This window comes from Salinicola corii (genome assembly GCF_008298015.1).
GTDB lineage: Bacteria > Pseudomonadota > Gammaproteobacteria > Pseudomonadales > Halomonadaceae > Salinicola > Salinicola corii.
In genome coordinates this window covers 232,104-255,746 of the sequence record NZ_VTPX01000003.1, presented here as the reverse complement: position 1 = coordinate 255,746, position 23,643 = coordinate 232,104, and the positions used below count along the sequence as shown (strand labels likewise).

General features: G+C 61.3%; 28 protein-coding genes. 16 read left to right on the top strand and 12 right to left on the bottom strand.

Annotated elements, in window-relative coordinates:
• The first annotated feature begins 89 nt into the window (after window positions 1-89).
• The 9 genes from fliJ (at window position 90) to fliR (ending at window position 6,588) form a co-directional block, all read left to right on the top strand.
• Window positions 90-545, top strand: coding sequence for a flagellar export protein FliJ (gene fliJ / locus F0A16_RS07620; RefSeq protein WP_239023762.1), 456 nt, complete (start codon window positions 90-92; stop codon window positions 543-545).
• 74 nt (window positions 546-619) lie between these two features.
• Entirely contained in the window at window positions 620-2,005 is a 1,386-nt protein-coding gene (locus tag F0A16_RS07615) for a flagellar hook-length control protein FliK (protein ID WP_187775936.1), read from the top strand.
• A 199-nt stretch (window positions 2,006-2,204) separates the two neighbouring features.
• On the top strand, window positions 2,205-2,687 hold the full coding sequence (fliL, locus tag F0A16_RS07610) for a flagellar basal body-associated protein FliL (RefSeq protein WP_338100600.1): 483 nt from the start codon (window positions 2,205-2,207) through the stop codon (window positions 2,685-2,687).
• An 18-nt stretch (window positions 2,688-2,705) separates the two neighbouring features.
• Window positions 2,706-3,713, top strand: coding sequence for a flagellar motor switch protein FliM (fliM, locus tag F0A16_RS07605; RefSeq protein WP_149434785.1), 1,008 nt, complete (start codon window positions 2,706-2,708; stop codon window positions 3,711-3,713).
• Window positions 3,706-4,242 (top strand): flagellar motor switch protein FliN, encoded by a 537-nt coding sequence (gene fliN, locus F0A16_RS07600; RefSeq protein ID WP_149434784.1) that lies wholly within the window; start codon window positions 3,706-3,708, stop codon window positions 4,240-4,242. Before fliM ends, fliN begins: the two co-directional genes overlap by 8 nt.
• On the top strand, window positions 4,239-4,670 hold the full coding sequence (gene fliO / locus F0A16_RS07595; RefSeq protein ID WP_149434783.1) for a flagellar biosynthetic protein FliO: 432 nt from the start codon (window positions 4,239-4,241) through the stop codon (window positions 4,668-4,670). Before fliN ends, fliO begins: the two co-directional genes overlap by 4 nt.
• A 62-nt stretch (window positions 4,671-4,732) precedes the next feature.
• Window positions 4,733-5,440: a flagellar type III secretion system pore protein FliP gene (gene fliP / locus F0A16_RS07590; RefSeq protein ID WP_149434956.1), complete on the top strand. Its 708-nt coding sequence runs from the start codon at window positions 4,733-4,735 to the stop codon at window positions 5,438-5,440.
• A gap of 70 nt (window positions 5,441-5,510) precedes the next feature.
• Entirely contained in the window at window positions 5,511-5,780 is a 270-nt protein-coding gene (fliQ, locus tag F0A16_RS07585; RefSeq protein ID WP_149434782.1) for a flagellar biosynthesis protein FliQ, read from the top strand.
• A 16-nt stretch (window positions 5,781-5,796) separates the two neighbouring features.
• Window positions 5,797-6,588 carry a flagellar biosynthetic protein FliR gene (gene fliR, locus F0A16_RS07580; protein WP_149434781.1) on the top strand — a complete coding sequence of 264 codons (792 nt, stop codon included), beginning with the start codon at window positions 5,797-5,799 and terminating at the stop codon, window positions 6,586-6,588.
• A gap of 175 nt (window positions 6,589-6,763) precedes the next feature.
• On the opposite strand, the gene flgL is transcribed toward fliR, so the two are convergent.
• From flgL to flgB, 11 genes are all read right to left on the bottom strand, one after another.
• Window positions 6,764-7,975 (bottom strand): flagellar hook-associated protein FlgL, encoded by a 1,212-nt coding sequence (gene flgL, locus F0A16_RS07575; protein ID WP_149434780.1) that lies wholly within the window; start codon window positions 7,973-7,975, stop codon window positions 6,764-6,766.
• A gap of 101 nt (window positions 7,976-8,076) precedes the next feature.
• The gene (gene flgK / locus F0A16_RS07570; protein ID WP_149434779.1) at window positions 8,077-9,705 is read right to left on the bottom strand and encodes a flagellar hook-associated protein FlgK; all 1,629 of its coding nucleotides are present in this window, start codon (window positions 9,703-9,705) and stop codon (window positions 8,077-8,079) included.
• 146 nt (window positions 9,706-9,851) lie between these two features.
• On the bottom strand, window positions 9,852-10,934 hold the full coding sequence (gene flgJ, locus F0A16_RS07565) for a flagellar assembly peptidoglycan hydrolase FlgJ (RefSeq protein ID WP_149434778.1): 1,083 nt from the start codon (window positions 10,932-10,934) through the stop codon (window positions 9,852-9,854).
• Window positions 10,934-12,067, bottom strand: coding sequence for a flagellar basal body P-ring protein FlgI (locus tag F0A16_RS07560; protein ID WP_149434954.1), 1,134 nt, complete (start codon window positions 12,065-12,067; stop codon window positions 10,934-10,936). Before F0A16_RS07560 ends, flgJ begins: the two co-directional genes overlap by 1 nt.
• Before the next feature lie 5 nt (window positions 12,068-12,072).
• Complete coding sequence (locus tag F0A16_RS07555; RefSeq protein ID WP_149434955.1) at window positions 12,073-12,729, bottom strand: flagellar basal body L-ring protein FlgH; 657 nt, start codon at window positions 12,727-12,729, stop codon at window positions 12,073-12,075.
• Window positions 12,730-12,785: 56 nt separating this feature from the next.
• The gene (gene flgG, locus F0A16_RS07550) at window positions 12,786-13,568 is read right to left on the bottom strand and encodes a flagellar basal-body rod protein FlgG (RefSeq protein ID WP_149434777.1); all 783 of its coding nucleotides are present in this window, start codon (window positions 13,566-13,568) and stop codon (window positions 12,786-12,788) included.
• 63 nt (window positions 13,569-13,631) lie between these two features.
• On the bottom strand, window positions 13,632-14,399 hold the full coding sequence (locus F0A16_RS07545; protein WP_149434776.1) for a flagellar basal body rod protein FlgF: 768 nt from the start codon (window positions 14,397-14,399) through the stop codon (window positions 13,632-13,634).
• A gap of 61 nt (window positions 14,400-14,460) precedes the next feature.
• Window positions 14,461-15,753 (bottom strand): flagellar hook protein FlgE, encoded by a 1,293-nt coding sequence (flgE, locus tag F0A16_RS07540; protein WP_149434775.1) that lies wholly within the window; start codon window positions 15,751-15,753, stop codon window positions 14,461-14,463.
• A gap of 64 nt (window positions 15,754-15,817) precedes the next feature.
• Window positions 15,818-16,519 (bottom strand): flagellar hook assembly protein FlgD, encoded by a 702-nt coding sequence (locus F0A16_RS07535; protein ID WP_149434774.1) that lies wholly within the window; start codon window positions 16,517-16,519, stop codon window positions 15,818-15,820.
• Between the two features lie 29 nt (window positions 16,520-16,548).
• Window positions 16,549-16,959 carry a flagellar basal body rod protein FlgC gene (flgC, locus tag F0A16_RS07530; RefSeq protein ID WP_149434773.1) on the bottom strand — a complete coding sequence of 137 codons (411 nt, stop codon included), beginning with the start codon at window positions 16,957-16,959 and terminating at the stop codon, window positions 16,549-16,551.
• A 4-nt stretch (window positions 16,960-16,963) separates the two neighbouring features.
• The gene (gene flgB, locus F0A16_RS07525) at window positions 16,964-17,383 is read right to left on the bottom strand and encodes a flagellar basal body rod protein FlgB (protein ID WP_149434772.1); all 420 of its coding nucleotides are present in this window, start codon (window positions 17,381-17,383) and stop codon (window positions 16,964-16,966) included.
• A 293-nt stretch (window positions 17,384-17,676) separates the two neighbouring features.
• Here flgB and flgA point away from each other — a divergent pair, with 293 nt between their 5' ends.
• From flgA to F0A16_RS07510, 3 genes are all read left to right on the top strand, one after another.
• The gene (gene flgA / locus F0A16_RS07520; RefSeq protein ID WP_187775935.1) at window positions 17,677-18,366 is read left to right on the top strand and encodes a flagellar basal body P-ring formation chaperone FlgA; all 690 of its coding nucleotides are present in this window, start codon (window positions 17,677-17,679) and stop codon (window positions 18,364-18,366) included.
• A gap of 115 nt (window positions 18,367-18,481) precedes the next feature.
• Complete coding sequence (gene flgM / locus F0A16_RS07515) at window positions 18,482-18,757, top strand: flagellar biosynthesis anti-sigma factor FlgM (protein WP_149434770.1); 276 nt, start codon at window positions 18,482-18,484, stop codon at window positions 18,755-18,757.
• A gap of 37 nt (window positions 18,758-18,794) precedes the next feature.
• Window positions 18,795-19,247, top strand: coding sequence for a flagella synthesis protein FlgN (locus F0A16_RS07510; RefSeq protein ID WP_149434769.1), 453 nt, complete (start codon window positions 18,795-18,797; stop codon window positions 19,245-19,247).
• 81 nt (window positions 19,248-19,328) lie between these two features.
• Here the strand turns inward: F0A16_RS07510 and F0A16_RS07505 are convergent, their stop codons facing one another.
• Window positions 19,329-19,706, bottom strand: coding sequence for a histone-like nucleoid-structuring protein, MvaT/MvaU family (locus F0A16_RS07505; protein WP_149434768.1), 378 nt, complete (start codon window positions 19,704-19,706; stop codon window positions 19,329-19,331).
• A gap of 617 nt (window positions 19,707-20,323) precedes the next feature.
• Here F0A16_RS07505 and F0A16_RS07500 point away from each other — a divergent pair.
• The 4 genes from F0A16_RS07500 (at window position 20,324) to F0A16_RS07485 (ending at window position 23,640) form a co-directional block, all read left to right on the top strand.
• Entirely contained in the window at window positions 20,324-21,142 is an 819-nt protein-coding gene (locus F0A16_RS07500) for a GGDEF domain-containing protein (protein ID WP_187775934.1), read from the top strand.
• A 166-nt stretch (window positions 21,143-21,308) separates the two neighbouring features.
• Entirely contained in the window at window positions 21,309-21,941 is a 633-nt protein-coding gene (locus F0A16_RS07495) for a hypothetical protein (RefSeq protein WP_149434766.1), read from the top strand.
• Window positions 21,938-22,684: a DUF3307 domain-containing protein gene (locus F0A16_RS07490; RefSeq protein WP_149434765.1), complete on the top strand. Its 747-nt coding sequence runs from the start codon at window positions 21,938-21,940 to the stop codon at window positions 22,682-22,684. The genes F0A16_RS07495 and F0A16_RS07490 overlap by 4 nt, the downstream gene beginning before the upstream one ends.
• Window positions 22,681-23,640, top strand: a complete 960-nt coding sequence (locus F0A16_RS07485; RefSeq protein WP_149434764.1) for an N-acetylmuramoyl-L-alanine amidase — start codon at window positions 22,681-22,683, stop codon at window positions 23,638-23,640. Before F0A16_RS07490 ends, F0A16_RS07485 begins: the two co-directional genes overlap by 4 nt.
• The last annotated feature ends 3 nt before the right edge of the window (window positions 23,641-23,643 follow it).

The window sequence follows — 23,643 nt, the reverse complement described above, 5'->3', positions numbered from 1 at the left end:
TGGTATCGGCACCGTCACAATGGGAACCGTTGAATTCTCCCGTTGCCATGGCGACGGACGGATGGATAGGAGGTAACGCTTTGGCCAACATGCAAGCCATGGAGATGCTTCGAGACCTGGCACAACGCAGCAGTGAAAAGGCCGTGGAGAATCTCGGCCGTTTGCAGCGTCAACAGCAGGAAGCCCAGACACAACTAGGACAGCTGCAACGATATCGGGACGAGTATCAGCGCAAACTGCACGACAGCCTGACTCAAGGCGTTTCCTCCAGCCAGTGGCGCGACTATCAGCAGTTCATCGGCTCTCTCGACAAGGCGATCGAACAGCAGCAGCGACGACTCGGCGAGCATCAGACGCGAGTCGACAGCGGCAGAGAACATTGGCAGGGAGAACGCCGGAAGCTCAATGCCTACGAGACGCTGCATGCCAGAGGGGAGCGCGACGCCGCGTATCGCCAGGCTCGTCAGGAGCAGCGTCACAGCGACGAGATGGCCGCGCAGCTGCTTCGTCGACAACAAGACACCCGGCATCCGCAGCAAGGCTGAACTAGAGATTCGACGCGCCGAATCGAGGCCCTGATCCGAAGCGTTACCCGACCACGAAACCGATGGCCCTGCCCATGGAACTTTCTTCAATCAACGCTGTGACGCCACCCTCGGACCGTAGCGCGAGCACCAGAGACAAGGCCGCTACCGAGAGCGTCCCCTTCGCCGATTCCCTGCGCCGCGTGGCGGCCGAAAAATTACCGCAGCCGACTGCACAAGGTGGCGCATCCGCCCAGCAGGCGCCGAGCCCGGATGCCAACGGACGACCCGGCGAGGAAGTCGTGGATGGAGCGGCGCAGCGACCAGCCGACGAAAGCGCTGCGGCCGGCGCAGGAACCTCGGACGCAACTACCGCCTCCATTTCGCAAGCGCCCGACGAAGAAGACATGTCCAGGCTCCGCGCCATTCTGTCCAGCCTTTCGCCCACTGCCGGCGACCAGTCGTCAGGCACGAAAGACGTCGATGAAGGTTCGAGTGCACCCGATGCCGAAGCTCTCGCGGCCATGGTGGCCGGTTTGCCGCTCGCCATGGCATCGCATCCACTGGATCCCCCTGCCGCAAGCGGCGCTGGTGCAGCCTTGTCGAGAGGCGAACATCCGGCGCTGGCACAGCTGGTTCTCAAGGCCACCGACACCACACCGACAGCCAATGGTGCCGCCGTGATCGGTGCACCAGCCACCGAAGGTGATCAGGTCGACGCTTCGGACCGCCCCAAGGCATCCAGTGGTCAACCGGGCTTCGGTGGATTGCTGTCAGCCATCGATAGTCGACACAGCGACGGCGCCATGCCAGGGGCAAATCCCGGCATGACCGCCACCCCCGGCGCGCCGGATAACGCGGCCGTGACCACCGCCAGCCAGATTGGCGATGCCGCATCGATCGGCCTGCCCGAGCGAAACGCCCAGGATGCCGGTCCCGTCCCGACTCCCCGCTCGGACATCGGCGCGTTGACGAACGCCACCGCCGCCCCCTCCAGCGCCGCGAGCCCCGCGACGGCGAGTACGGCAACGCCAGGCTTCGTCAACGCCCCCGTGCAATCACCCCAGTGGCCGGCGTCTTTCGGCCAGCAGGTACTGCAGATGCACCAGCGCGGCGACCAGCAGATGTCGCTCCGCCTCCATCCCCAGGAGCTGGGACCATTGAACGTCTCCCTGACGGTCCAGGACCAGCAGGCACAGCTCCAGGTTCTGTCGGCACACGCCCCGGTTCGCGCCGCGGTCGAAGCGGCGATCCCCCAGCTTCGTCAGGCACTGGCGGATAGCGGCATCGCGCTGGGCGAGGCGATGGTGAGCGACCAGGGACACTTCCAGCAGGGGCAGTCATCCGGCGACGACCACCCGCACCGCAGAGCAGGCGCTGCCGGCTCCGTGTTGACGGCGTCAGGTATCAAGTCGATCGACGACGTCACGGTGCGGAGCCTGACGCTGACTGACAATGGCAATATCAACCTTTACGCCTGACTGACGCTGCCGATAACACGGATGACGACTGGCCGGTTCCAGTCGTGGCACTACGCCATGCGGTGCGTCAGCGGCCAGCCCTGCCCTGCGCCGCTTGGGCACGAAAGGGGAAGTTGGCCGACCGGAAGGCGTCTTTTCCGTCGATCGCCAGATCCCCCGTCACCGCATAATCCGCTGCAACTTCCAGAGATGACCCGTAATGGCAGAAGCAATGGCCGCACCCCGTAAAAGTCGATCCCTACTTCTCGTGGGCCTTTTGATCGTCCTGCTGGCGATCGCGAGTTCGATCGCCGTGTACTTCTTTCTCGATGCCCGTGACGGTAACGAGTCGGCCGATGTCGTCGAGGAGCAGCCGGCCGAACCGCCCGTGCCGATATTCGTGACCATTCAGCCTTTCACGGTCAACCTGCAGAGCGACTACGGAGATCGGCTGCTCTACGTGGGGCTGTCGCTACGCGTCAACGACGACGAGACCAAAGATTTCCTGACCCAGCACATGCCGGAAGTGCGTAGCCGGTTGCTGATGCTCCTCTCCGGCAAGAGCGCGGAGGAGTTGATCAAGCCTGAGGGCAAGATCAAGTTGAAGCAGCAGATTCTCGGCCTGTTCGACGAGCCGATCACCACGCCGCAGCCCACGTTAGCCATCAGTGACGTGCTGTTTTCCGATTTCATCGTGCAGTAAGCGGACACCAGGCCAACCATGTCCCAAGACGACCTGTTATCGCAGGAAGAGATCGATGCCCTCCTCAACGGCGTCAGCGGCGATGACGACAAACCCGCCGACGAGCCGAAAGGCGGACGTCGCACCCGCCCGTTCGATCCGGCAAATCAGCACCGGGTCGTTCGCGAACGCCTGCAGGCGCTGGACATCATCAACGAACGCTTCGCGCGTCTGTTTCGGGTTGCGCTGTTCAACCTGATCCGGCGCAGTGCCGATATCACGGTATCCGGCGTGCGCTACCAGAGCTACAGCGAATTCGCGCGCAATCTGCCGGTGCCGACCAACCTCAACCTGATCAGCCTCAAGCCGCTCAAGGGTACGGCACTGCTGGTGTTTCCGCCGGGGCTGGTCTTCATGGTGGTGGACAACCTGTTCGGCGGCGACGGGCGGTTTCTGACCAAATCCGACGGCCGCGAATTCACCGCCACCGAGCAACGCATCATCCAGCGGTTGATGGCGCTGGCGCTGGAGGGCTACAGCGACGCCTGGAAATCGATCTATCCATTGGAGATCGACTACATGCGCTCGGAGATGCAGGTTCGTTTTGCCAATATCACCAATTCGCCGAACGAAATCGTCGTCAACAGCACGTTTCATCTCGAAGTCGGCAATCTGGCCAGCGACTTCAACATCTGCATACCGTTTTCGATGATCGAACCGATCCGGGACATTCTCTCCAGCCCGATCGGTGCGCTCGACAGCGACGACACGCAGTGGGAATCACGCATGGCCGGCGAGATCAAGCAAACCCAGGTCGAACTGATCGCCGATTTCGTCAGGATCCCCTCGACCATCGGCGATGTACTGTCGCTGGAAGTCGGGGACGTTCTTCCCATCGAACTTCCCAAAGCCATCGACGTGCGGGTCGACGGCGTGCCGGTCATGACCTGCGAGTACGGGAGCCGGCAAGGCCAGCGCGCACTGCGGGTGAAACATCTCATCGACCATGGTACGTACTCCGCCATGAAGGACTTCGACAATGAGTGACGATCAAAAACCGGGATCCCAGAAGGGATCTTCCGATGCGGCTGAAGACAGCCAGCAGGAAGCCGAGGATCTGTGGGCCGCGGCAATGGCGGAACAGGGCGTGGAGCCCGAGACCGACGAGATCGAATCCGTCGAGACGCAGCCCGCCGAGACAGAACCCTCCCAGGTGCCCGACGTCGACGCCAACGCGAAAGCCGCGGCGCCGAGCTCGTCGAATACCGGAGTGTTCCAGTCCTTCGACCAGGGGGAGAACGACACTCGTCAGCCCCGTGATCTGGGCGTGGTCATGGACATTCCGGTCAAGCTCTCGGTCGAGCTGGGCAGAACGCGCATCACCATCAAGCAGTTGCTGGAGCTTGCCCAGGGCTCGGTCGTGGAGCTGGACGGCCTCGCCGGCGAACCCATGGACATCCTGATCAATGGCTATCTCATCGCCCAAGGCGAGGTGGTGGTCGTGGATGACAAATACGGCATTCGTATCACCGAAATCATCACGCCGTCAGAGCGCGTCCAGAAATTGAACCGATGAACGAAGATACCCTACGGCAGGCCTCCGAGGCCGGCGGCGGCGACAGTATCGGTCTGCTGATGATGGGCAAGACTGCGGCCTCCCTGCTCGTGGTCGTCGCGATCATCCTGGCCTGCGCCTGGCTGCTCAAGCGCATCGGACCCAATCGGCGAGCGGGCACGCAACATCTTCGCGTCGTGGCCAGCACGCCGGTGGGACAGCGCGAACGCGTGGTGATTGTCGAAGTCGCGGATCGCTGGCTCGTGCTGGGTGTCGGTGGCGGACAGGTAACCCGACTGGACACGCTCGAGCCACCGGCGACACCCGACGCGGAGCCTCCGCCCCCCCCGCTCGCCGGTTCCTTCGCCAGCCGCTTTGCACAGGCGCTGAAGCAGAACACGACGCGGGGCGCGGTCCGGGGTCGGCGGAACGGGCGGGACCGCAGCTAGTGGCGATTGCACTCCGACTCAGGTCGCGTCACATTGTCGCTGTTCTGGCGGCCCTGCTGACGATGATGGCTAGCCAATGGGCGGTGGCCCAGGCCCTGCCCGGCATCATCAGCGAGCCGCTGCCCAATGGCGGCCAGCGCTGGTCGTTGAGCCTGCAGACCTTGCTGTTTCTGTCGTCGCTCGCCTTCCTGCCGGCGATGCTGTTGATGATGACCTGTTTCACGCGAATCATCATCGTTCTCGGGCTGCTGCGCACGGCCATGAGCACGCCATCGGCGCCGCCGACTCAAGTCCTGCTGGGGCTCGCGCTGTTTCTCACGTTCTTCGTCATGTCGCCGGTGCTGGACCGTGTCTACGACGAGGCCTGGCAGCCTTTCTCGGCCGAGCAGATTTCGCTGGAGGAGGCACTGGACAGAGGTAGCCAGCCTTTCCGTGAATTCATGTTCGCGCAGACCCGGAAGACCGATCTGGCGATGTTCGCCCGTATCGCCGATATCGGCGAGATGCAGGGCCCGGAGGACGTGCCGATGCGGATACTGGTACCGGCGTACGTCACCAGTGAACTGAAGACGGCCTTCCAGATCGGCTTCACGATCTTTATCCCGTTTCTGATCATCGATCTCGTCGTGGCCAGCGTGCTGATGGCATTGGGGATGATGATGGTGCCACCTGCCACGATCTCGCTACCGTTCAAGTTGATGCTGTTCGTACTGGTTGACGGATGGCAACTACTGATCGGTTCGCTGACCCAGAGCTTCTATCTATCATGAGTCGCGCTGACGTGAGTCGCGCAGGGATGAATAGGGTCGCCATTCGCGCCCCGCGACCCGGAGGTGAACAGTGTCCCCGGAAATGATCATGAGCATGGCGTATCAGGGCATGAAAGTGACCCTGATGGTAGCTGCCCCGCTGCTGCTGACCGCCCTATTGATCGGCCTGCTAGTCAGCCTTTTCCAGGCCGCGACCCAGATCAATGAAATGACCCTGTCATTCATTCCCAAGATCCTGGGCGTCTTCGCCATGCTGATCGTATCCGGTGCCTGGATGATTCAGCTACTGGTCAACTTCACTCGGGAGTTGCTGCAGAACATCCCTCAGATGGTGAGCTGAGGCGCCAACGCCTGCGATGATCGACATCACCTCCGACCAATGGCTGGGCTGGCTGCAGCTATTCTTCTGGCCCACCGTCCGCATTCTCGCTTTCTTCATGGCCTCACCGCTATGGAATCTGCCCAGCGTACCGACACCGGTAAAAGCGTTGTTCGGTGCGGGAATCGCCATCGCCATCGCGCCTGCACTCCCGCCGATGCCCGCGCTTCCCCTATTCTCGGTGGAAAGCTTCGGCCTCATGCTGCAACAGATCCTGATTGGCGTCGCCATGGGCATGGTGCTGCGCATCATGATTGCCGTGGTGCAGACTGCCGGTGAATTCATCAGCATGCAGATGGGCCTCGCATTTGCGACTTTCTATCAGCCGGATGCCGGAACCAACACCATGGTGTTGTCGCGCATGCTGGAGTTGCTGACGCTACTGATGTTTCTGGCGATGAACGGGCACTTGATCACCATCGAAATCCTCGCCTGGACCTTCGAGGAGCTGCCCATCGGCACCACCTCGATCGATGCCAGCTTTGCCGAGACACTGGCCCGCTGGGGAGGCACCATATTCTCCTCGGGTCTGCTGATGGCTATCCCCATCGTCACCGCTCTGCTGCTGATCAACCTGTCGCTGGGTATTCTCAACCGGGCTTCTCCGCAGCTGTCGATCTTTTCGGTGGGTTTCCCGATGACGCTGACGGCCGGTCTGGTGCTCATCACCGCACTCATGCCGGATCTGGGCGGGTTCTGGAGCGACCTGTTCACTCAGCAGTTGCGTTTCATGCAGGGAATGATCGAGCAGATGGCTGGCCCTGCGTAAACGAGGAATATCGTGATATCCGACCTCGTCTGCTGGGGCCCATGCCGTTCGGTCTGTAGCGTCTACACCATCTGGTCTATCACCTCGACACATTCAATCAAAAGGGGCGCATCCGACGTGATGCGCCCCTTTTGATCATAGGCGGCCCATTCGAACCGGGGCCGCCCCACGTTGACTACATCATCTCGAACAATGAAGTTCCCTGCAGATCGACGAAAGCCTTCTGCGCCGCCTGTAGACCCACCTGGCGCAGCACGTAATCGGAGATCGCGGTGGTGTAGTCGAGATCGATCAGGTCGCTCTGGGTCTGGGTGTAACTGATCTTGCGATCGCTGCCCACGGTGTCGAGGGTATCCAGCTCGTTGAGGCGCGCACCGACGGAAGCCCGAACGGTCAGCACGTTATCCAGCGCATTGTCCGTCTCTCGGCTGGAGGTCGATAGCGTATTGGCGAAGGCCGCCTTGTCGGCGTCGGAATCGAGCGGATTTTCCAGCGCCGAGAGCATGTTCTCCAGCGTGGCGAATACATCCGGATTCATGTTCTTGGCGGTGCCGACCTCCAGCGCATCGCCATCTTCCGGCGTGCCTTCCAGGGTGAGACGCACCCCACCAAACTCCAGGGTGGCACTGGTGCCATCATAATTGCCGGTGGTGTCGCCATCCGGTCCGCTGATCGTGTAGTCGAAGGTGCCATCACCGTTCGCGGCGAACGAGATGGCGTAGTCGTCACCATACCCCGACGCCGTGGTATCAGCGACTTGCGGGCCGGTGAACGTCAACGTGCCGGCGTTATCTGCGCCGGCCCTGGCGACGTAGCCGGCGCCTCCCGCCACGGTCTGGAACACGTCACGACCGGTATTGCCCACTTCCATCAGGCGCGAGGAGCCCACTTTCTGCTGGCGAACCTGGTCGGAGCCGGCGTACTGCACCGCGCCGGACGCGTCCTTGACGAAAGGCTCGGCACCGTCCTGGTAACCGCCGAACAGATAGCTGCCGTTACCGTCGGTCGAGTTGGCCTGGCCGAGAAGCGCTTCGTAGACGCCGCGCAGCTCCGTCGCCATCGACTGGCGATCCGCATCGCTCAAGGTACCGTTGCCAGCATGAATCATGAGCTCCTTGGCACGGGTAAGCGAGTCGGAGACGCTGTTGAGAACGCTCTCCTCCTGGCTCAGCGAGTTGCGCGCCGTGATCCGGCTGTCGCTCTGCTGGGCGTTGGACGCCAACGACTGCGACACGCCGACCGCACGGGAAGCGGCCTGAGGGTCGTCGGAGGGACGCACAACGCGCTTGCCGGAGGCGATTTGTTCGCCGACTTGCATGAAGGCGCTCTGCTGGCGGTTCATCGAGCTGACACTGCGCTCGAACATCATCACGGTGCTGACACGCACGGCTCTCTCCTCGAAGGCGCCTCGACTTGGCGCACTCAATGGCTATTCAATAACGACGCGAAGTCGGCCCCCGGGTAATCGCTGGATCATGCCGCCGCGCCTCAGGCCCGCAGCCCCAGGATTGTATCCAGGACGGTCGAGCCCGCCTCGATGATCTTGGCATTCGCCGAGTAATACTGCTGATACTGCAGCAGATTGGCGTACTCTTCATCCAGGTTCACGCCCGAGTCGGCCTGCTGGTAGGCGAAGAGCTGATCGCTCAATCCCGTCTGCGTGGTGAGATTGGCCTGGGTGATCGCAGCCCGATTACCGACATCGCTGACCAGCGAGGCGTACCCGCCACTGAAGGTCTTGCTTCCCCCGACCAGCTTCTGGTTCTGCAGATCGAGCAGCGCCAGCGCATTTCGGTTATCGCCACTACCGCCGCTGTCGGCATCCGCGGCGGCGATCTTGTCGGTGTCACTCACCGCGACATCGAACGCCGCAGCGGCGTTACGCGTCGGCTGCAGCATGAAGACGTCGCCTTCGGCCGGCGTACCGCTCGGCGTCAGGGTCACGCCGCCGACGGATAACGTGCCATCCGCCGCCGGCGATACCGAGCTGGTCTTGCCGCTACCGAGATTCTCCACCGAGTAGCTGCCGTCCGCCTGGTAGGTGAGTCGATAATCGTCCGCCGTCAGCTCGCCGGCATCGCCGTACTCGGCAGCCAGGACCCCATCGCCCGCATTGGTGGCATCGCTGACGACGATCGGGCTACCGATGGCGAAGAACGCTTCACCGGCATTGCCGTCTAGATCCACCCCGGCCTCGTGCTGGGCATTGAAGCTCTGCGCCAGCGTTACCGCCAACTGGCCGAGCTGGTTCTGCGCACTATCCAGGGTTTCACTGCGAAAGCCCAGCAGCCCGCCCAGCTCACCGCCCTTTATCACCGACTCCTTGAGCGGCGAACGGGAACCGCCACCATCCTCGTAGGCGATGGTAATGCTGGAGGGATCTTCGCTGCTCTTCACCGCCACCAGCTCGAAGGACTTGTTGCCGGCGACCAGCGGCATGCCGTTGGAGAGCGATACCTGGTAAGTGGATCCGTCCTGCACCTGAACGTCGACGTCAACCAGGTCGCCGAGATCGCTGACCAGCTTGTCGCGCTGATCCAGTAGCGCGTTGGGCTCTTCACCGCTGCGGGCACGCGCCAACGTCACCTGCTTGTTGAGATCGGCGATCTGGTCGCTGAGATTGTTGACCTGGGTGACCACGTCGCCAATCTGGCCATTGATGCCTTCGCGCATGTCGCTGAGATAGCCGTCGTAGGCGCGAAACTGCGCCGCCATGCTGCGAGACGTGCCGAGCACGCCTTCCCGAGCCGCTGCATCCGCCGGCGAGCCGGTCAGATCCTCCACGCTGGAGAAGAACCCCTGCATCAGCGTCGCCAGACCGGAGTCGCTGTCCGCCAACAGATCGTCGATCTGGTTGACCTGACTCTGGTAGGTCTCCAGTGCCGACTGCCGGCTGTTGACCTGGTTGAGCTGCGAACTGATATAGCTGTTGTACTGGCGCTGGATGCCGTCGACGTTGACGCCGGAGCCCGCGCCGCCGCCACTGGCGTTCTGCCCCAGTAGCGTCAGCTGTCGGCTATAGCCATCGGTATAAACGTTGCTGATATTGTTGCTGGTAGTGGACAGCGCATTCTGTGCCGCGCTCAACCCACTGAGACCAATCGAAAACAGGCTCATATCGCTATCCCGTGAAACGCCATGAAGAGTCCGGCGAGAATCCGTGCAAGGTTATGATTTCTATCGGCTGCAGCAGCCGTTTCTTGAATCCCACGGGGCGGTATTTCGCAATGTTTTGTTACCGCGCCCCAGACCGAGAATGATGGCTAGAAGATCGCGGAGGGCACCGCGCCCGGACCGAAAGGATTGTCGTTATCTCCAGAGGCTGCCAGCAGGTCGCGGCCTCTTGGGGCATCCAACTCGCCCAATTGCGCCATGACTCCCTGAAGCTTTTCGGCATATCGTGGGTCCGTGGCGTAGCCGCCGTACTGCAACGCCTGTGCGGCCAGATCTGGCGACGAAGCTGCCACCACGCCTCGATAACGGGGATTGCCCCCGATCAAGCTGGCGTAATCGGCGAACGCTTCCGTGTAGGAGTCGTAAACACGGAAGCGGTCGGACACCTTGATCGGCCGGCCATTCACGTATTCGGTGGTGGTGATTTCCGTAGTAGCGCCCTGCCACGACTGGCCGGCCTTGATACCGAACAGATTGTGACTGTTTCCACCGCGGGCCGTGGGGATCTCACGCTGCCCCCAGCCTGTCTCGAGCGCCGCCTGGGCGAGGATCAGTTCGGCGGGCACTCCCGAAGCCTGCTCGGCGCGCCGGGCGGGACCCGCCAAACGCTCGAGGAAGGCACGGACGTGGGCCGGACGATCGCCGTCATCGGCGCGTGCCGACGAAGGTGCGACGGCAACATCGTTGTCCGTCGCGCTGTTGCCTGGCGTTCCAGACAGCGCCATATCATGCCGAGACGAATCCGGCGCGAATCCGGGAGTTCGCTGACCATCGTGCAGCAGACGTGGCGTGCCACGGGGAATACCCGCAATCAAGGTCGAGGTGTCCTCCTTCCCGCTGGTTGCCGGCAGCGCCGACGTCCCGGGCAATCCGCTTCCTTCCAACTGCTGCACGAGTTGGTCGGCCAACCCCAACCCCTTTCCCGCCAGCTGCTGGGCCCACTGCTGGTCCTGCATCGAGCGCATCATGTCCATCTGATGGCTCTGCAGCAGACCGGACTTGGGGCTGGCATCGCGCATGCTCTTGAGCATCATTTGCAGAAAGATGGCCTCGAACTGGCGCGACGCTTCCTTGAGGCTGCCCTGCGATGAGTTCGCCGCGCTGTACTTGAGCCGCTGGACGCTCTGGACGTCGAGCGCGAACTGGTCGGAGAGATCGTTGCCCATCGTCATCAGATGATATCCAGTTCGGCGTTGAGCGAGCCCGCGGACTTCAATGCCTGCAGGATCGACATCAGGTCCTGCGGCGAAGCCCCCAGCGCGTTCAACGCGTTGACGACATCCATCAGGTCGGCGCTGGTCTGGACCATCTGCAGCGCGCCGCCCTCCTGTTGAACGCTGATATCGGCATTGGGTACCACGACCGTGTCACCGTCGGCCAGGGCATTGGGCTGACTGACCTGTGGGTTGGAATCGATGACGATCGACAGGTTGCCGTGAGCTACCGCCGCCCGGTTCAACGTGACGGTATCCGACAGCACCACGGAGCCGGTGCGAGCGTTGACGATCACCTTGGCCGGGCCACGCTCGGTGGTGACGTCGATACCCTGCACGCGTGCCAGGAAGGTGACTCGATCGTTGCCGTTGGCCGGCAGCTTGAGTTGCACCGTCCGCCCATCGAGTGCGGCCGCCACCGGCGCTCCGAACTCCTGGTTGATCGCCGCCACCATCCGGCGCGCATTCTCGAAGTCGGACTGCTTGAGGAACAGATCCAGCGTGCCGCTGGCATCCCCAAGCCGCACCGGTACTTCCTGCTCGACCAGACCGCCGCCCGGTATTCGACCCGCCGCCAGGTGATTGACGGACACACTGCTGCCGGCAGCCTGGCCACCGGCACCGCCGACATAGACGTTGCCTTGGGCCAGTGCATAGACACGGCCGTCCGCGCCCTTGAGTGGCGTCATCAGCAGCGTTCCACCCCGCAGGCTATCGGCGTTGCCAACCGACGAGACAGTGACGTCGATCTCCTGTCCCTGGCGCGAGAAAGGCGGCAATTTCGCCGTCACCATGACCGCGGCCACGTTGCGCAACTGCATGTTGGTACCAGCCGGAATCGTCACCCCGAGTTGCGACAACAGGTTGGTAATGCTCTGGCCGGTGAACGGAGCCTGGGTGGTCTGATCTCCCGTGCCATCGAGGCCGACGACCAGCCCGTAGCCGACCAGCGGGTTGTCACGCACGCCCGAGAAGTTGGCGAGATCCTGAATGCGCTGGGCCTGCGCGCCCAGGCTGAACGGCAGCATCACCACCAGCACCAGTGTTTGCGCCAGCAGCAGGCGGCGAATCGAACGGGACAGGCGGGTCATAGGCATCAGAAAGGCGAAATATTGAGGAAAAAGCGCTGCAGCCAACCCATGGTCTGCGCTTCGTTGATATAGCCGTCACCGATATATTCGATGCGGGCATCGGCGACCTGGGTCGACTGCACGGTATTGGAACCGGTAATCGCGCGGGGATTGACCACGCCGGAGAAGCGGATGTACTCGGTGCCCTGGTTGATCGCGATCTGCTTTTCCCCCCGTACCTTGAGGTTGCCATTGGCCAGCAGGTCGTAGACGGTCACGGTGATCGTCCCGGTAAAGGTGTTGTTGGCATTTGCCCCACCGGACCCGTTGAACACGTTCTCGCCCTCCAGGTCGGTACCGTACCTCTCGAGGAAGTCGATCGGGTTGGGAACCACCCCCGGCGTGAAGGTGGCGGATCCGTTGCGCGTGGCGTTCGCAGCGGAGTTCTTGCTGGCACTGACCTGCTCGTCGAGTACGATGGTGATGATGTCGCCGACCTGGCGCGGGCGCCGATCCTCGAACAGCGGCTGGAAGCCGAAGCGGGCTTGGTAGATGGAGCCATTGGCCTGGGACGGCGGCGTCGAGGGGATTTCCACCGGCGCGGAATTCTCGACCACGGAGTGCCTGGGAATCTGCGCGCAGCCCGCCACGACCGTCGCCAGCCCCAGGCCGATCAGCATCATCACTCTACGCCACGTCGTGGCTAGTTCTGCGGTCAGCAACACGCGTCTTCCCCGGTTTATAGCTGCGTCAGACGCTGAAGCATCTGATCGGACGTTTCGACGGCCTTGCTGTTGATCTCGTAGGCACGCTGCGTCTCGATCATGCTGACCATCTCCTCCACCACATTGACGTTGGAGGTCTCGACATAGCCCTGATAGAGCTTGCCGGCGCCATCCAGGCCCGGGTTGAGATCGGTACGCGGGCCCGAAGCATCGGTTTCCAGGTACAGGTTCTGGCCAATGCTCTGAAGCCCTGTCGGATTGATGAAGGTGGAGAGCATGATCTGCCCCACTTCATTGCTCTGGGACGTTCCCGGCTGGGTGACGGACACGGCGCCGTCCTGACTGACGGTGATCGAGAGCGCGTTCTGCGGAATCACGATCGGCGGATCGACGGGATACCCCCCGGCGGTGACCAGTTGGCCGTTCTCGTTGACCTGGAAACTGCCGTCGCGGGTATAGCCGGTGGTGCCGTCAGGCATCTGCACGGCGAAGAACCCCTTGCCGTTGATCGCCAGGTCCCGGGAGTTCTCGGTATTCTGCAGCCCGCCCTGTGTGTGCAGCCGCTCGGTCGCCACGGGGCGCACGCCGGTACCCACCTGCATGCCGGAAGGCAGGGTATCGACCACCGAAGACTGGGCGCCGGGCTGGCGCACGTTCTGGTAGAGCAGATCCTCGAACACGGCGCGGGATCGCTTGAAGCCGTTGGTCGAGACGTTGGCCAGGTTGTTGGAGATCACATCCAGCTTGACCTGTTGCGACTCCAGACCGGTCTTGGCCGTCCACAGAGATTTGATCATGACAGGAACCTCATTGTCGGTGCGCTAGCGTGAAGTGGCTGGCACCGCTGGTCGAAATTGACGTCAGCTGGTTAGCGAGAGAAGGCTGTTGGCGCGCTGTTCGTTCTCGTCCGCGCTCTCGATCATTTTCATGTGCATGTCGTAGCGGCGGGCACTATCGATCATCGAAATCATCGCCTCGGTTGGAGTGACGTTGCTGCCCTCCAGCGCCCCGGGAACCAATCGCCGGGTATCGTCGGCCGGCAACGGTGCCGCGACATCCTCGCCCTCCGCCGGCACCCTGCGGAACAGGCCATCCTCCCCGCGCACCAGGTTGTCGTTGCCCGGCACCACCATCTTCAGGCGCGCCAGCGGTGCCACGGCGTCCGGATTCTGGCCCGGCTCCAGCACGCTGATAGAGCCGTCCGGCGCGATCGTCACGTCGCCCCCGAGCGGCACCACGATGGCCTGCCCGTTGTCGGAGAGAACCGGATTGCCGAGCGACGTCAGCAGGCCGGTGGCGTCGACCTGGAGATCGCCGCGCCGCGTATAGGCCTCCCCGCCGTCTGGCGACTGCAACGCCAGCCAGGTGTCATCGCCCTGCAGCGCGACGTCGAGGCTGCGCCCGGTGGTACTGATGGTACCCGGCGTGAAATCGGCACCGGGGGTAGTCATCATCGAAGCAATGCGAGTCGGCAGGCGCGCGTCGCCTTCCACCGGTACCGCGCGGAGAGCCATCAGCTCGCCACGGAAACCGGGGGTACTGACGTTGGCCAGGTTGTTATTGACCACCGACTGCTGAGCCATGGTCTGGCTCGCGCCACCACCGGCGGTATATAGAATCCGATCCATGCTGAAACCCTTTGGAAGCGAGGTTGCCGCCGATCACGACATGATCGGCGGCATGTCGTCATCAGCGCAGTTGGGCGACCTGATCCATGACTTCGGACTGGGTACGAATCGAATTGGTGTTGGCCTGATAGTTGCGTTGCGCAATGATCAGGTTGACCAGTTCCGTCGTCAGGTCGACATTGGAAGCTTCCAGCGTTTCGGCCTCGATCGATCCCAGTGTTCCTGTTCCCGCGATGCCCAGCAGTTCGTTGCCGGAGGTGGCGGTCGCTGCGAACAGGTTGCCGCCGGAGGGCGACAGGCCCTCGGGATTGCGGAAGGTCGCCAGCGCGATCTGCCCGAGGTTGACGGTCTTCTCGTTCGAGTAGCTGCCGACGACGGAGCCGTCATCGGCGAAGCTGACGCCGACCAACGCCCCGGAGGCGTAGCCATCCTGCGCCAGGCTCTTGACCGTGGAGTCGTTGGAGAACTGGGTGCTGCCCGCCATGTTGAAGGTGGCGCTGATCGGATCGACGCCGTCGCCAAGCTCGTTGTTGGTGAATGCCAGATTCGGCCAGGTGACCGGATTGGCCGTGGCGTCCTCGCCATCGATCGTGGCCAGCTTGCCGGCGCTATCGAAAGTCGCCGTGAGCGTCTGATCGGTGAGCACGCCGTCCAGCGCCGTGCGGGCGCTCCAGGCGTTGTCGCCGGTCTTCTGGAAGTACAGCGTGGCGTTGTGCTGCGCACCCTGCGAGTCGTAGACCGTGAAGCTGGTGGAGTAGTTGTAGGCGACGGAGGTCTGCTGGGTGGTATCTTCGGCGGTCTTGGCGGCAAGGTTGTCGTAGAGCACCGCGGTCGAGGAGTCGTCGGCCACGGTGAAGGCATCCAGGTTGAGCTGAATGTTGATGCCCGTTCCGGTGGCACCGGTGGCGCTTGCCGGCATATCCGCCGCCGGCACGTTGAGCACCTGCGGCTGGCCACCGACGACGACGCCGGAGTTGACGTCAGCGGCATCCGCCAGGCCGTAGCCCATCAACCGGGCGCCTTGGGCGTTTTCCAGAAAGCCGTCGGCGGTCAGCGTCAGCTGGCCGTTGCGCGAGTAGCCGACTTCGCCCTCCTGCTGGAAGCGCAGGAAGCCATCGCCGCTGATGGCGATGTCCAGGTTGCGCCCGGTGGACTCGAGGCTGCCGGTGCTGAAGTCCTGGAGCACGCCGGAGACCCGGGTGCCCAGGCCGACGGCGCTATTGGCGAAGACATCGGAGAACTGGACCGACCCACTCTTGAACCCCTTGGTCTGAGAGTTGGAAATATTGTTGCCGATCACATCCAACTGCTGGGAAGCGGCGTTGACGCCGCTCAATGCCTGCGAAAAACCCATGACTGATCCCCTACGTTTATCGGTTGCGTCCGCTAGAACGGTTCATGTCGTTACTGAATCTCACTCAGAGAATCTGACGCACTTCCGAGAGCGCCACGGGATCCTGAGCGTATCCCAGGTCGAGCTGGGCGCCGTTCGCCCCCTGAATCACCCCGTTGACCAGGGCATAGTTCAGCGCAGTCGGCGCGTAGGTGTCGTCCCCGACGGTTCCGGTCAAGGAAGCCGTGTAGGTGCCGTCGATGGCAGCGCTGGAGCCATCGGCCAACTTGCCATCCCAGGTAAAGCTGTGGACGCCAGCGGACAAGGGCCCGGTGGAGAAGCTGTCGATGATCTCGCCGCTGGCGCCGCGAATATCGATCTGCAGATCCTCGACGGCGCCATCCAGCTCCACGCCGATCGGCGTCGTGACCACACCGTCGGTGCCATCGGAGGATCCCACCAGGATCCTGTTGCCCGGCACCATCACGCCCTGGCCGATCAACGCCGTGGCCTGCAACGCCTGGCCCGCGTCGATCTGGTCGGTAATCGCGGACAGGCTGTCGTTGAGCTTCTCGATACCGCTGACGGTATTGATCTGAGCCAGTTGCGCCGTCATGTCCGAATTTTCCATCGGGCTGGTCGGGTCCTGGTTCTTCAACTGCGTCACCAGCAACGTCATGAAACGATCGTTGAGCTCGCTACCGGAGTCGACTCCCGTGGTAGAACTCTGGGCGGCCGCACCATTGATGTTGGCCAGGGTACTGTTGCCGATCACCGGACTGGACATGACATCTCCTCGATATGGACCGACACCGATCAGCCTTCGCCGATGGTGAGTGTTTTCGTCATCAGCGTCTTGGCGGTGTTCATGACCTCGACGTTGGCTTGATAGGAGCGGGAGGCGGCGATCATGTCCACCATTTCGTTAACCGGATCGACATTGGGCATCGTCACGTAGCCCTGTTCGTCCGCCAACGGATGCCCCGGCCGATATTCCATACGCATCGGCGTGGTGTCGTCCTCGATCACGCCGTTGACGCGAACACCGCCCACACTGCCGCCCTGCTGGCTCATCGCCTGGAACATCACCTGTCTGGCGTGATAAGGCTGTCCTTCAGGCCCGGCAACGCTGTCCGCATTAGCCAGGTTGCTGGCCGTCACGTTCATCCGTTGTGAATTGGCGGACAGCGCCGAGCCGGAAATTTCGAATACGCTGAACATCGACATCGTGTTACTCCGATTGCATGGCTTTCTTCAGCCCCTGGATCTTGCGACTGACGAAAGTGACATCCGCCTGATAACGCAGCGAATTGTCGGCAAAGGCCGAGCGCTCCCGATCCATATCGACCGTATTGCCATCGAGGCTGGGCTGATCCGGCATCCGGTAGAGCAGGTCTCGAACGCCCGTCCTTCCCCCAGCCTGCCCGGGAATGTGTCGGGCGGAGGTCCGTGCCAGTGACAATCCTCCGGAAGACTCGCTGCGGCCCTGCTCCATCACCCGGTTCAACTCGGCGCGAAAATCGAAGTCGCGCGCCTTGAAGTTGGGTGTATCGGCGTTGGCGATGTTATTGGCCAGCACCTGTTGGCGCTCCGCCCGCAGATTGATGGCCTCCTGCTGGAAGCGCAGCGCGTTATCCAACTTGTCGAACATGCCGTGCACCTCGAGTGGCGTTCGCTGGAAAATTGACAGAGTGGAGAATAGCGGCGGGATGTTCGTGCCAAACGTGTAAACAGACCCGTAATTGCGCGCCATTTTTATCAATGCCTTGCGGCGAGCCTGTTTAAAATCCCTTCCACTATGGGGATTTCCGTCGATCGACGCGGTATACCGCGAGCCTGCTAGCCACCGAGGTCCATGTCATGCGAGCAGATCCGCCCGAAACGTTTCAGCGCTCCCGGTCGAAGTTCCGTCCCGGTCTGCGACGCGTCGTCTGGACCGGAGCCATGACACTGATGGCACTACTGTTCGCGCTGTCGCTGTTGCCGATACCCTCGATATCGCAGGCAGATACCGATGTTCCGCCGAACGATGCGGTCAACGCGAGCGTGAAGCGCTTCCTGCAACGGCAGACCGCCTCACTCGGCGACCAGGTCAAGATCGAGCTTCAGGAAAGTGCGGCCGATCTCGGGGATTGCCCAGAGCCCCGGCCTTTTCTGCCTCGGCCGGGTGTGCCTCAAGGCCGGGTGACCGTTGGCGTGCACTGCGGTAGCGATGACAGCCGCGCCCGCTATCTGCAGGCCACGGTCTCCGCCGTCGTCCGTCATCTGGTGGTGCGTCAGCCGATCGATCCGGGGCAACGGATCGATGCGACGGCGCTGGACTGGCAGCAGACGGACATTTCCCGCCTCCGCCGTGGCTATCTGGATGATCCCGCTCGGGCGGCCGGAATGATCGCCACCCGACGCATACCGCCTGGCACCACACTGACCGACGACATGATGCGGAAGCCCTGGATGGTAAAACGTGGCGACACGGTGGTGCTTACCGCTGTCGGGCAGGGATTCCATGTCAGTCGCAACGTCGAGGCGCTGGATAATGGTGGCCTGGGGAGTACGATCCGTCTCAAGACGGAGAACAACCAGATCCTTCAAGGGAAAGTGACGGGCCAGGATCGACTGCGGGTCGACTTCTAGCCCGGCCGGATAAATTTCTTAACAAAACTCTTCTTCGATCTCTTTCAGCTTCCGTCGGTTTGGCCGATAACGTAGGAAACCACGTCATCGTGCATCCAGCCATGAGGTAACGACCTTGAAAATCGACCAGACACAACCGCTGACTCGTCCCACTCAGAATGAAGCCACCGAGCAGCGCAAGAGTGTTGAATCGTTGGAGAGCACCAAGACGACGGCCGGCTCGACGACGACATTGAGCCAGATTCCGACCACTGACGATAGTGGTGACATCGATACTGCCCGGGTCAACGACATTCGCCAGGCCATCTCCGAGGGCCGGCTCGAACTCGACACCGGCAAGATCGCCGACGGCCTGATCCAGAGTGTCCGCGATATGCTGGACGAACGTTGATCATCCGACTTCCCAGGTCCGGATCCAGGAATCTTACATGACACCAGCCGAACTGCTCCGCGAGCAACAATCCCTATTGCAAGCTTTCGCCGAAACACTGGATGCCGAGGCCATCTGTCTCGGCTCGGGTAACGCCGATGGCGAACGCCTCGGCGAGCTGGCGGCGTCGAAGCAGCAGCAGTTGAGCGAGCTTGATCGGCTCGAGAGTCTACGCAGAGAACACCAACGGTCGCAGGGGTTTGGTGTCGGAAGCCAAGGCGCGGATCGATTCGCTAACGCCATCGGCATGAATGAAACCTGGCAACGGATTCGTCAATTGGCAGAACAGGTTCGCCGAACCAACCGCCTCAACGGCCACATCATCTCCTCACGGCTAGAGCATAACCAGCGGGCGATCGATTTTCTGAACCGCGCCATTGGCGGCAGCGTTTACGGGCCGAGCGGCGAATCTCGGCACGGCGGCTTCGGCGGCATCAGTTCCAAGGCCTGACGGCGCCCAAAAACAGAACCCTCCGCCAAGACCTATGGCGGAGGGTTCTTTCGGCTAAGCGGGGTGAAGAATAAAAACCGCTCAATCTTCCGTTCTGACGACCCAAGATTCGACGGTATCGCCACCGTGCTCGTCTTTCCAGGCTTTCAACGTCTTGTGATTGCCGCCACGTGTCTCGACGACTTCGCCTGTCTTGGGGTTCTTGTAGATTTTCAGCTTGCGCTTGCGGCGCCCACCGATCGAGCCCGCCTGCGTGTTCGAGGCCTGGGGACCTTCGGCCGGGCTCAACAGTTCGATGACGTCACGCGTCGTCTTGCCGTATTCCGCCATCAGGGCTTCGAGCTTCTCCTTGAACTCGAGTTCGGACTTCAGGCGCTGATCACCCTCCATTCGCTTCAGCTCTTCTTCAAGCTGCTTCAGGAGCTGTTCTTTCTTGACGTAATCGCTGAGTAGAGACATTCGTTGTTCCGTTGCGGATTGGTTTAAGCGAGGACATTATTGCCGATATCTAAAAACTTGCAAGGCTTGTCGAGATGATTTTTTTAACGGGTATCAATTACCGATATTTATTTAACTCATGGTTCATTTTTCCTTTATTCTCTCGACCGGCTTTGGAAAAGGCCAGAGCAACGTTTTATAGGTCGTGGCTCAAACAGTCGCTGTCGATGTAAAGCCGATGTTATTCCAGCAAAAAACATCGAATGGGATGCTTTGGCAACGGAAGGGATTATCCGGTGCATTTCGTCTCCAAGACTGACAGCCTGCAAAAAACCTGAATAAGTTCGAGCTAAATCAATGACATCTAATTGCTTATGCCTCTGATGGCAACACTACAGTTTCCCTTCGGACCGTCGATATGGAACATGAGGCCATGCGCAATCCGGATGGACTCGCTTTCCGCTCATCCGACGACGTACTGCGGTACCAGGACATCGGTTCTAGACATGTCGAAAATAAAAAATCACTTGTTGACCCGGACGCTGGGTGTTCTGGCTGGGGTCTGGCTATGCAGTTCGCTGGCAATCACAACAGTGGCCTGGCTCGTGGCCACCGCCAGAGGTACATTCGGGCTTGCCATGTTGATAGCCTGTCTATTTGGCCTATGTGGACTGGCTGCCACGCTATGGCTGATCGATCGACGGCTGCTGGTGCCGCTCAGACGCTTGGCCGACCATGTTCGCTTCGAGCATGATTTCGGCGGTACGCCGCGCGAGATACCCTTCGATCTCTCCAGCCGTACCGATGCCGAGGGTCTTCTGGCTCGACAACTGCAGAAGCTGATAGAGGCGTCGAGAAACCACAACGCTGCACTGCTGGAACAGACGCTCAACGATCCTCTGACAGGACTCGGCAACCGGCGAATGCTGGAAAAGCGCCTGGATATTCTCGTCCCGCTCAGTCGCCGGTTGAGCTGCACGGTATCGGCGATGATGATCGACGTGGATCATTTCAAGCCCTTCAACGATAACTATGGTCATTTGGCAGGCGACAGCTGTCTCGTGGATATCGCCGGGGTGCTGAGGGACACTTTTCGTCGGGATACCGACGTCGTGGTGCGCCTAGGCGGTGAAGAATTTCTGGTATTGCTTATCAATACCGGCAAGGAGGAAGCCTGGGCACTGGCAGATGCGATGCGAGGCATGATTCAGGCGCTGGGATTGCCCCACGAATATTCCCCCGTTGCCCCCGTCGTCACCGTCAGTGTCGGCGTGGTCACAAGTCCCAACGGCTTGTTGATCGATATCGACGAGATGATTACCTACGCGGATCAGGCGCTCTACGACTGCAAGGCGCATGGTCGAAATCGGGTGGCAGCCAGGCTGATCGGTGCCGACGAAACATCGGCGGAGCCCATCGCTGCTGCCGAGCCTACAGCCCAGACATCGTCAGGATAACAAAACTTACAACCAGGAGCTGGATATATATACAGCCATCATTTACCTTCAGCTTATCGATACCTTCAGCACCTCTGCCTTGATAGCTTTTTTTATGCATAAATACAAAAATAGCTTTTTTAGGCTATAATCCATCTACCTTGTATGGATATCGATAAGGAGTCTCATGTCATCGATCGGTGTGCTCAGTGGCGACATCGTTGCCTCTCGCGATATTGCCGATAAGCGCAAGTTACGCGGCGCGATCGATACGGGAATCGAACGTCTCGGCCAGACCTTGGGCGCAGTGGGCACCCGATTCCGTGGCGATGCCTTCCAGTTGGCGGTTCCCAGGATCGAAGACACCATCGTCGCGGCCGTTATCATGCGTGCCAGCCTGATCGAGCATTCCCCTTCACGACAACAGACCTGGGACGCACGCATCGCCATCGGGATCGGCGAGGGTAAGGTTCCTGCGCCGGACGATTTCATCAATGCCGACGGGGAGGCTTTCGTGCGCTCCGGTCAGGGTCTGGACGCGTTGAGCCAGAGCCATCAGCGCCTGGGACTGTTTCTCGCCGTTTCCCAGCCCGACCTCAACCTGCTGATCCAGTTTGCCGACGATATCATCAGCCACTGGAGTCACAACGCAGCGGAAGTGGTTCGCCTCAGTCTTCTCGCTGATCATTCCCAAAGTGAACTGGCCAAACGCCTGGGTCGCTCGCAGCCGACCATCAATCGCCGCCTGAGCGCAGCACGCTGGTCGCTGATTCGAGAATTCCTCGAGTTTACCCGGCAACGCCTGGAGGCCATGACATGAGCGAAATCAGCTTGTCGCTGCTACTGGCGCTGCTGCTATCGCACACCATCGCCGATTTCATCTTGCAGAGTGACACCTGGGCACTCCAGAAACAGCAACACCATTTTCGCGCTCGCTCGCTTTACTGGCATGTCGGCATTCATATGCTGTTGTGCCTGGTTATCCTGGTCGCTTTTGGCGTGCCCTTTCGCGACGCCTTGATCGGTACGGGGATCGTGGGATTGACACATTGGATGATCGACACGCTCAAAAGCTATACGCCGGCTCGTCGCGTCAGCTTCTTCATTCTCGACCAGCTTTTGCATCTACTGGTCCTGGTCACCGTCTGGTGGTGGGTCATCGATGGCAGCGCCCTGCCTGTCACCATCGATATCAGCCTGATGTGGCAACCCCGAACCCTGCTGGTCGCCCTGGCATATCTACTGGTCATGCGCCCCGCCTCGGTCATGATCGCGCTGATCATGCGCCGCTGGAGCGAAGGGGTCGATACCCGCGGCACTCTAGCCGACGCAGGCGCCAGAATCGGCATGCTGGAACGTTTTCTCATTCTGACTTTCGTGCTGAGCCACCAGATGGCCGCGATCGGTTTTCTACTGACCGCCAAGTCGGTGCTACGTTTCGGCGACCTCTACGAAGATCGCGACCGAAAGCTCACCGAGTACGTGCTCCTGGGTACGATGTTGAGCTTCTCGATCACCCTCGCTCTGGGTCTGCTGACCCGCTATCTGCTGAATGTGTTATGACGCCTCATCACGTTGCATCGTGGCGTGGCATTGCGACCCTGCTGTTCATCGGCGCCTTATCGATGACGGTGCTGGCCGGCTGTGCAAGTTCGCCGGGCCTGGAACCCCGACAAGGCTACGTGGCCGTTCACACCCATCAGTCGCAGGCCTACAATCACCGCGTCCGCTATCTGGTTCTGCACTACACCGACTCCGAAGCGCCTCGAGCGCTTCGCACACTGCTTGGGCCCAACGTCAGTTCGCACTATCTGGTGGCTCGGCACCCGCGGGCCGAAAGTGCCATGCCACGCGTGTGGCAACTGGTCGACGAAAGCGACCGTGCCTGGCACGCCGGTATCAGCGCCTGGGAGGACCGCACGCAGCTCAACGACACCTCCATCGGCGTGGAGATCGTCAATCAGGGACCCCGCGAAACGGCGTCGGGGAGACAGTGGCAGACCTATCCGGACCAGCAGATCGAAGCGGTCGTCGCGTTGGCGAAAGACATCATTCGTCGCTACGACCTTCCACCGACCTCGATCCTGGGGCATTCGGACATCGCCCCATCGCGCAAGATCGACCCCGGTCCGCGCTTTCCCTGGAAAAGGCTTCACGACGCAGGCGTTGGCGCTTGGCCCGACGATGAAGACATCATGACCTACCGTCGTCGTTTCGAGCACTGCTCGCCAACGATGGCGCAATACCAACGCGCGTTGAGCGCCTACGGTTATCGGCTTGCGACGACGGGCGTCCTCGACAAGAAAACCCGCGACGTCACCAGAGCGTTCCAGATGCATTTCCGTCCCGCCAACTACGCCGGCCAGCCGGATGCCGAGACCGCCGCCATCCTCTGGGCGCTGCTGGCCCGCTATCGACCACAGGAACTGATGGCGTCCGATCTGGCGGCGCCATCGGGCTGCGTCACGCCGGAGCAGGAGGCGGTCGACAGCCCCCGGGCACAACGACTCATGCGCTGAAAG

What these genes read in the sequence shown, in the direction of transcription:
- fliJ (WP_239023762.1), top strand. Translation starts at nt 90, where the DNA reads ATGCAAGCCATGGAGATGCTTCGAGACCTGGCACAACGCAGCAGTGAA.
- F0A16_RS07615 (WP_187775936.1), top strand. Translation starts at nt 620, where the DNA reads ATGGAACTTTCTTCAATCAACGCTGTGACGCCACCCTCGGACCGTAGC.
- fliL (WP_338100600.1), top strand. Translation starts at nt 2,205, where the DNA reads ATGGCAGAAGCAATGGCCGCACCCCGTAAAAGTCGATCCCTACTTCTC.
- fliM (WP_149434785.1), top strand. Translation starts at nt 2,706, where the DNA reads ATGTCCCAAGACGACCTGTTATCGCAGGAAGAGATCGATGCCCTCCTC.
- fliN (WP_149434784.1), top strand. Translation starts at nt 3,706, where the DNA reads ATGAGTGACGATCAAAAACCGGGATCCCAGAAGGGATCTTCCGATGCG.
- fliO (WP_149434783.1), top strand. Translation starts at nt 4,239, where the DNA reads ATGAACGAAGATACCCTACGGCAGGCCTCCGAGGCCGGCGGCGGCGAC.
- fliP (WP_149434956.1), top strand. Translation starts at nt 4,733, where the DNA reads ATGATGGCTAGCCAATGGGCGGTGGCCCAGGCCCTGCCCGGCATCATC.
- fliR (WP_149434781.1), top strand. Translation starts at nt 5,797, where the DNA reads ATGATCGACATCACCTCCGACCAATGGCTGGGCTGGCTGCAGCTATTC.
- flgK (WP_149434779.1), bottom strand. Translation starts at nt 9,705, where the DNA reads ATGAGCCTGTTTTCGATTGGTCTCAGTGGGTTGAGCGCGGCACAGAAT.
- flgJ (WP_149434778.1), bottom strand. Translation starts at nt 10,934, where the DNA reads ATGACGATGGGCAACGATCTCTCCGACCAGTTCGCGCTCGACGTCCAG.
- F0A16_RS07560 (WP_149434954.1), bottom strand. Translation starts at nt 12,067, where the DNA reads ATGACCCGCCTGTCCCGTTCGATTCGCCGCCTGCTGCTGGCGCAAACA.
- F0A16_RS07555 (WP_149434955.1), bottom strand. Translation starts at nt 12,729, where the DNA reads ATGATGCTGATCGGCCTGGGGCTGGCGACGGTCGTGGCGGGCTGCGCG.
- flgG (WP_149434777.1), bottom strand. Translation starts at nt 13,568, where the DNA reads ATGATCAAATCTCTGTGGACGGCCAAGACCGGTCTGGAGTCGCAACAG.
- F0A16_RS07545 (WP_149434776.1), bottom strand. Translation starts at nt 14,399, where the DNA reads ATGGATCGGATTCTATATACCGCCGGTGGTGGCGCGAGCCAGACCATG.
- flgE (WP_149434775.1), bottom strand. Translation starts at nt 15,753, where the DNA reads ATGGGTTTTTCGCAGGCATTGAGCGGCGTCAACGCCGCTTCCCAGCAG.
- F0A16_RS07535 (WP_149434774.1), bottom strand. Translation starts at nt 16,519, where the DNA reads ATGTCCAGTCCGGTGATCGGCAACAGTACCCTGGCCAACATCAATGGT.
- flgC (WP_149434773.1), bottom strand. Translation starts at nt 16,959, where the DNA reads ATGTCGATGTTCAGCGTATTCGAAATTTCCGGCTCGGCGCTGTCCGCC.
- flgB (WP_149434772.1), bottom strand. Translation starts at nt 17,383, where the DNA reads ATGTTCGACAAGTTGGATAACGCGCTGCGCTTCCAGCAGGAGGCCATC.
- flgA (WP_187775935.1), top strand. Translation starts at nt 17,677, where the DNA reads ATGACACTGATGGCACTACTGTTCGCGCTGTCGCTGTTGCCGATACCC.
- F0A16_RS07510 (WP_149434769.1), top strand. Translation starts at nt 18,795, where the DNA reads ATGACACCAGCCGAACTGCTCCGCGAGCAACAATCCCTATTGCAAGCT.
- F0A16_RS07505 (WP_149434768.1), bottom strand. Translation starts at nt 19,706, where the DNA reads ATGTCTCTACTCAGCGATTACGTCAAGAAAGAACAGCTCCTGAAGCAG.
- F0A16_RS07500 (WP_187775934.1), top strand. Translation starts at nt 20,324, where the DNA reads ATGTTGATAGCCTGTCTATTTGGCCTATGTGGACTGGCTGCCACGCTA.
- F0A16_RS07495 (WP_149434766.1), top strand. Translation starts at nt 21,309, where the DNA reads ATGTCATCGATCGGTGTGCTCAGTGGCGACATCGTTGCCTCTCGCGAT.
- F0A16_RS07490 (WP_149434765.1), top strand. Translation starts at nt 21,938, where the DNA reads ATGAGCGAAATCAGCTTGTCGCTGCTACTGGCGCTGCTGCTATCGCAC.
- F0A16_RS07485 (WP_149434764.1), top strand. Translation starts at nt 22,681, where the DNA reads ATGACGCCTCATCACGTTGCATCGTGGCGTGGCATTGCGACCCTGCTG.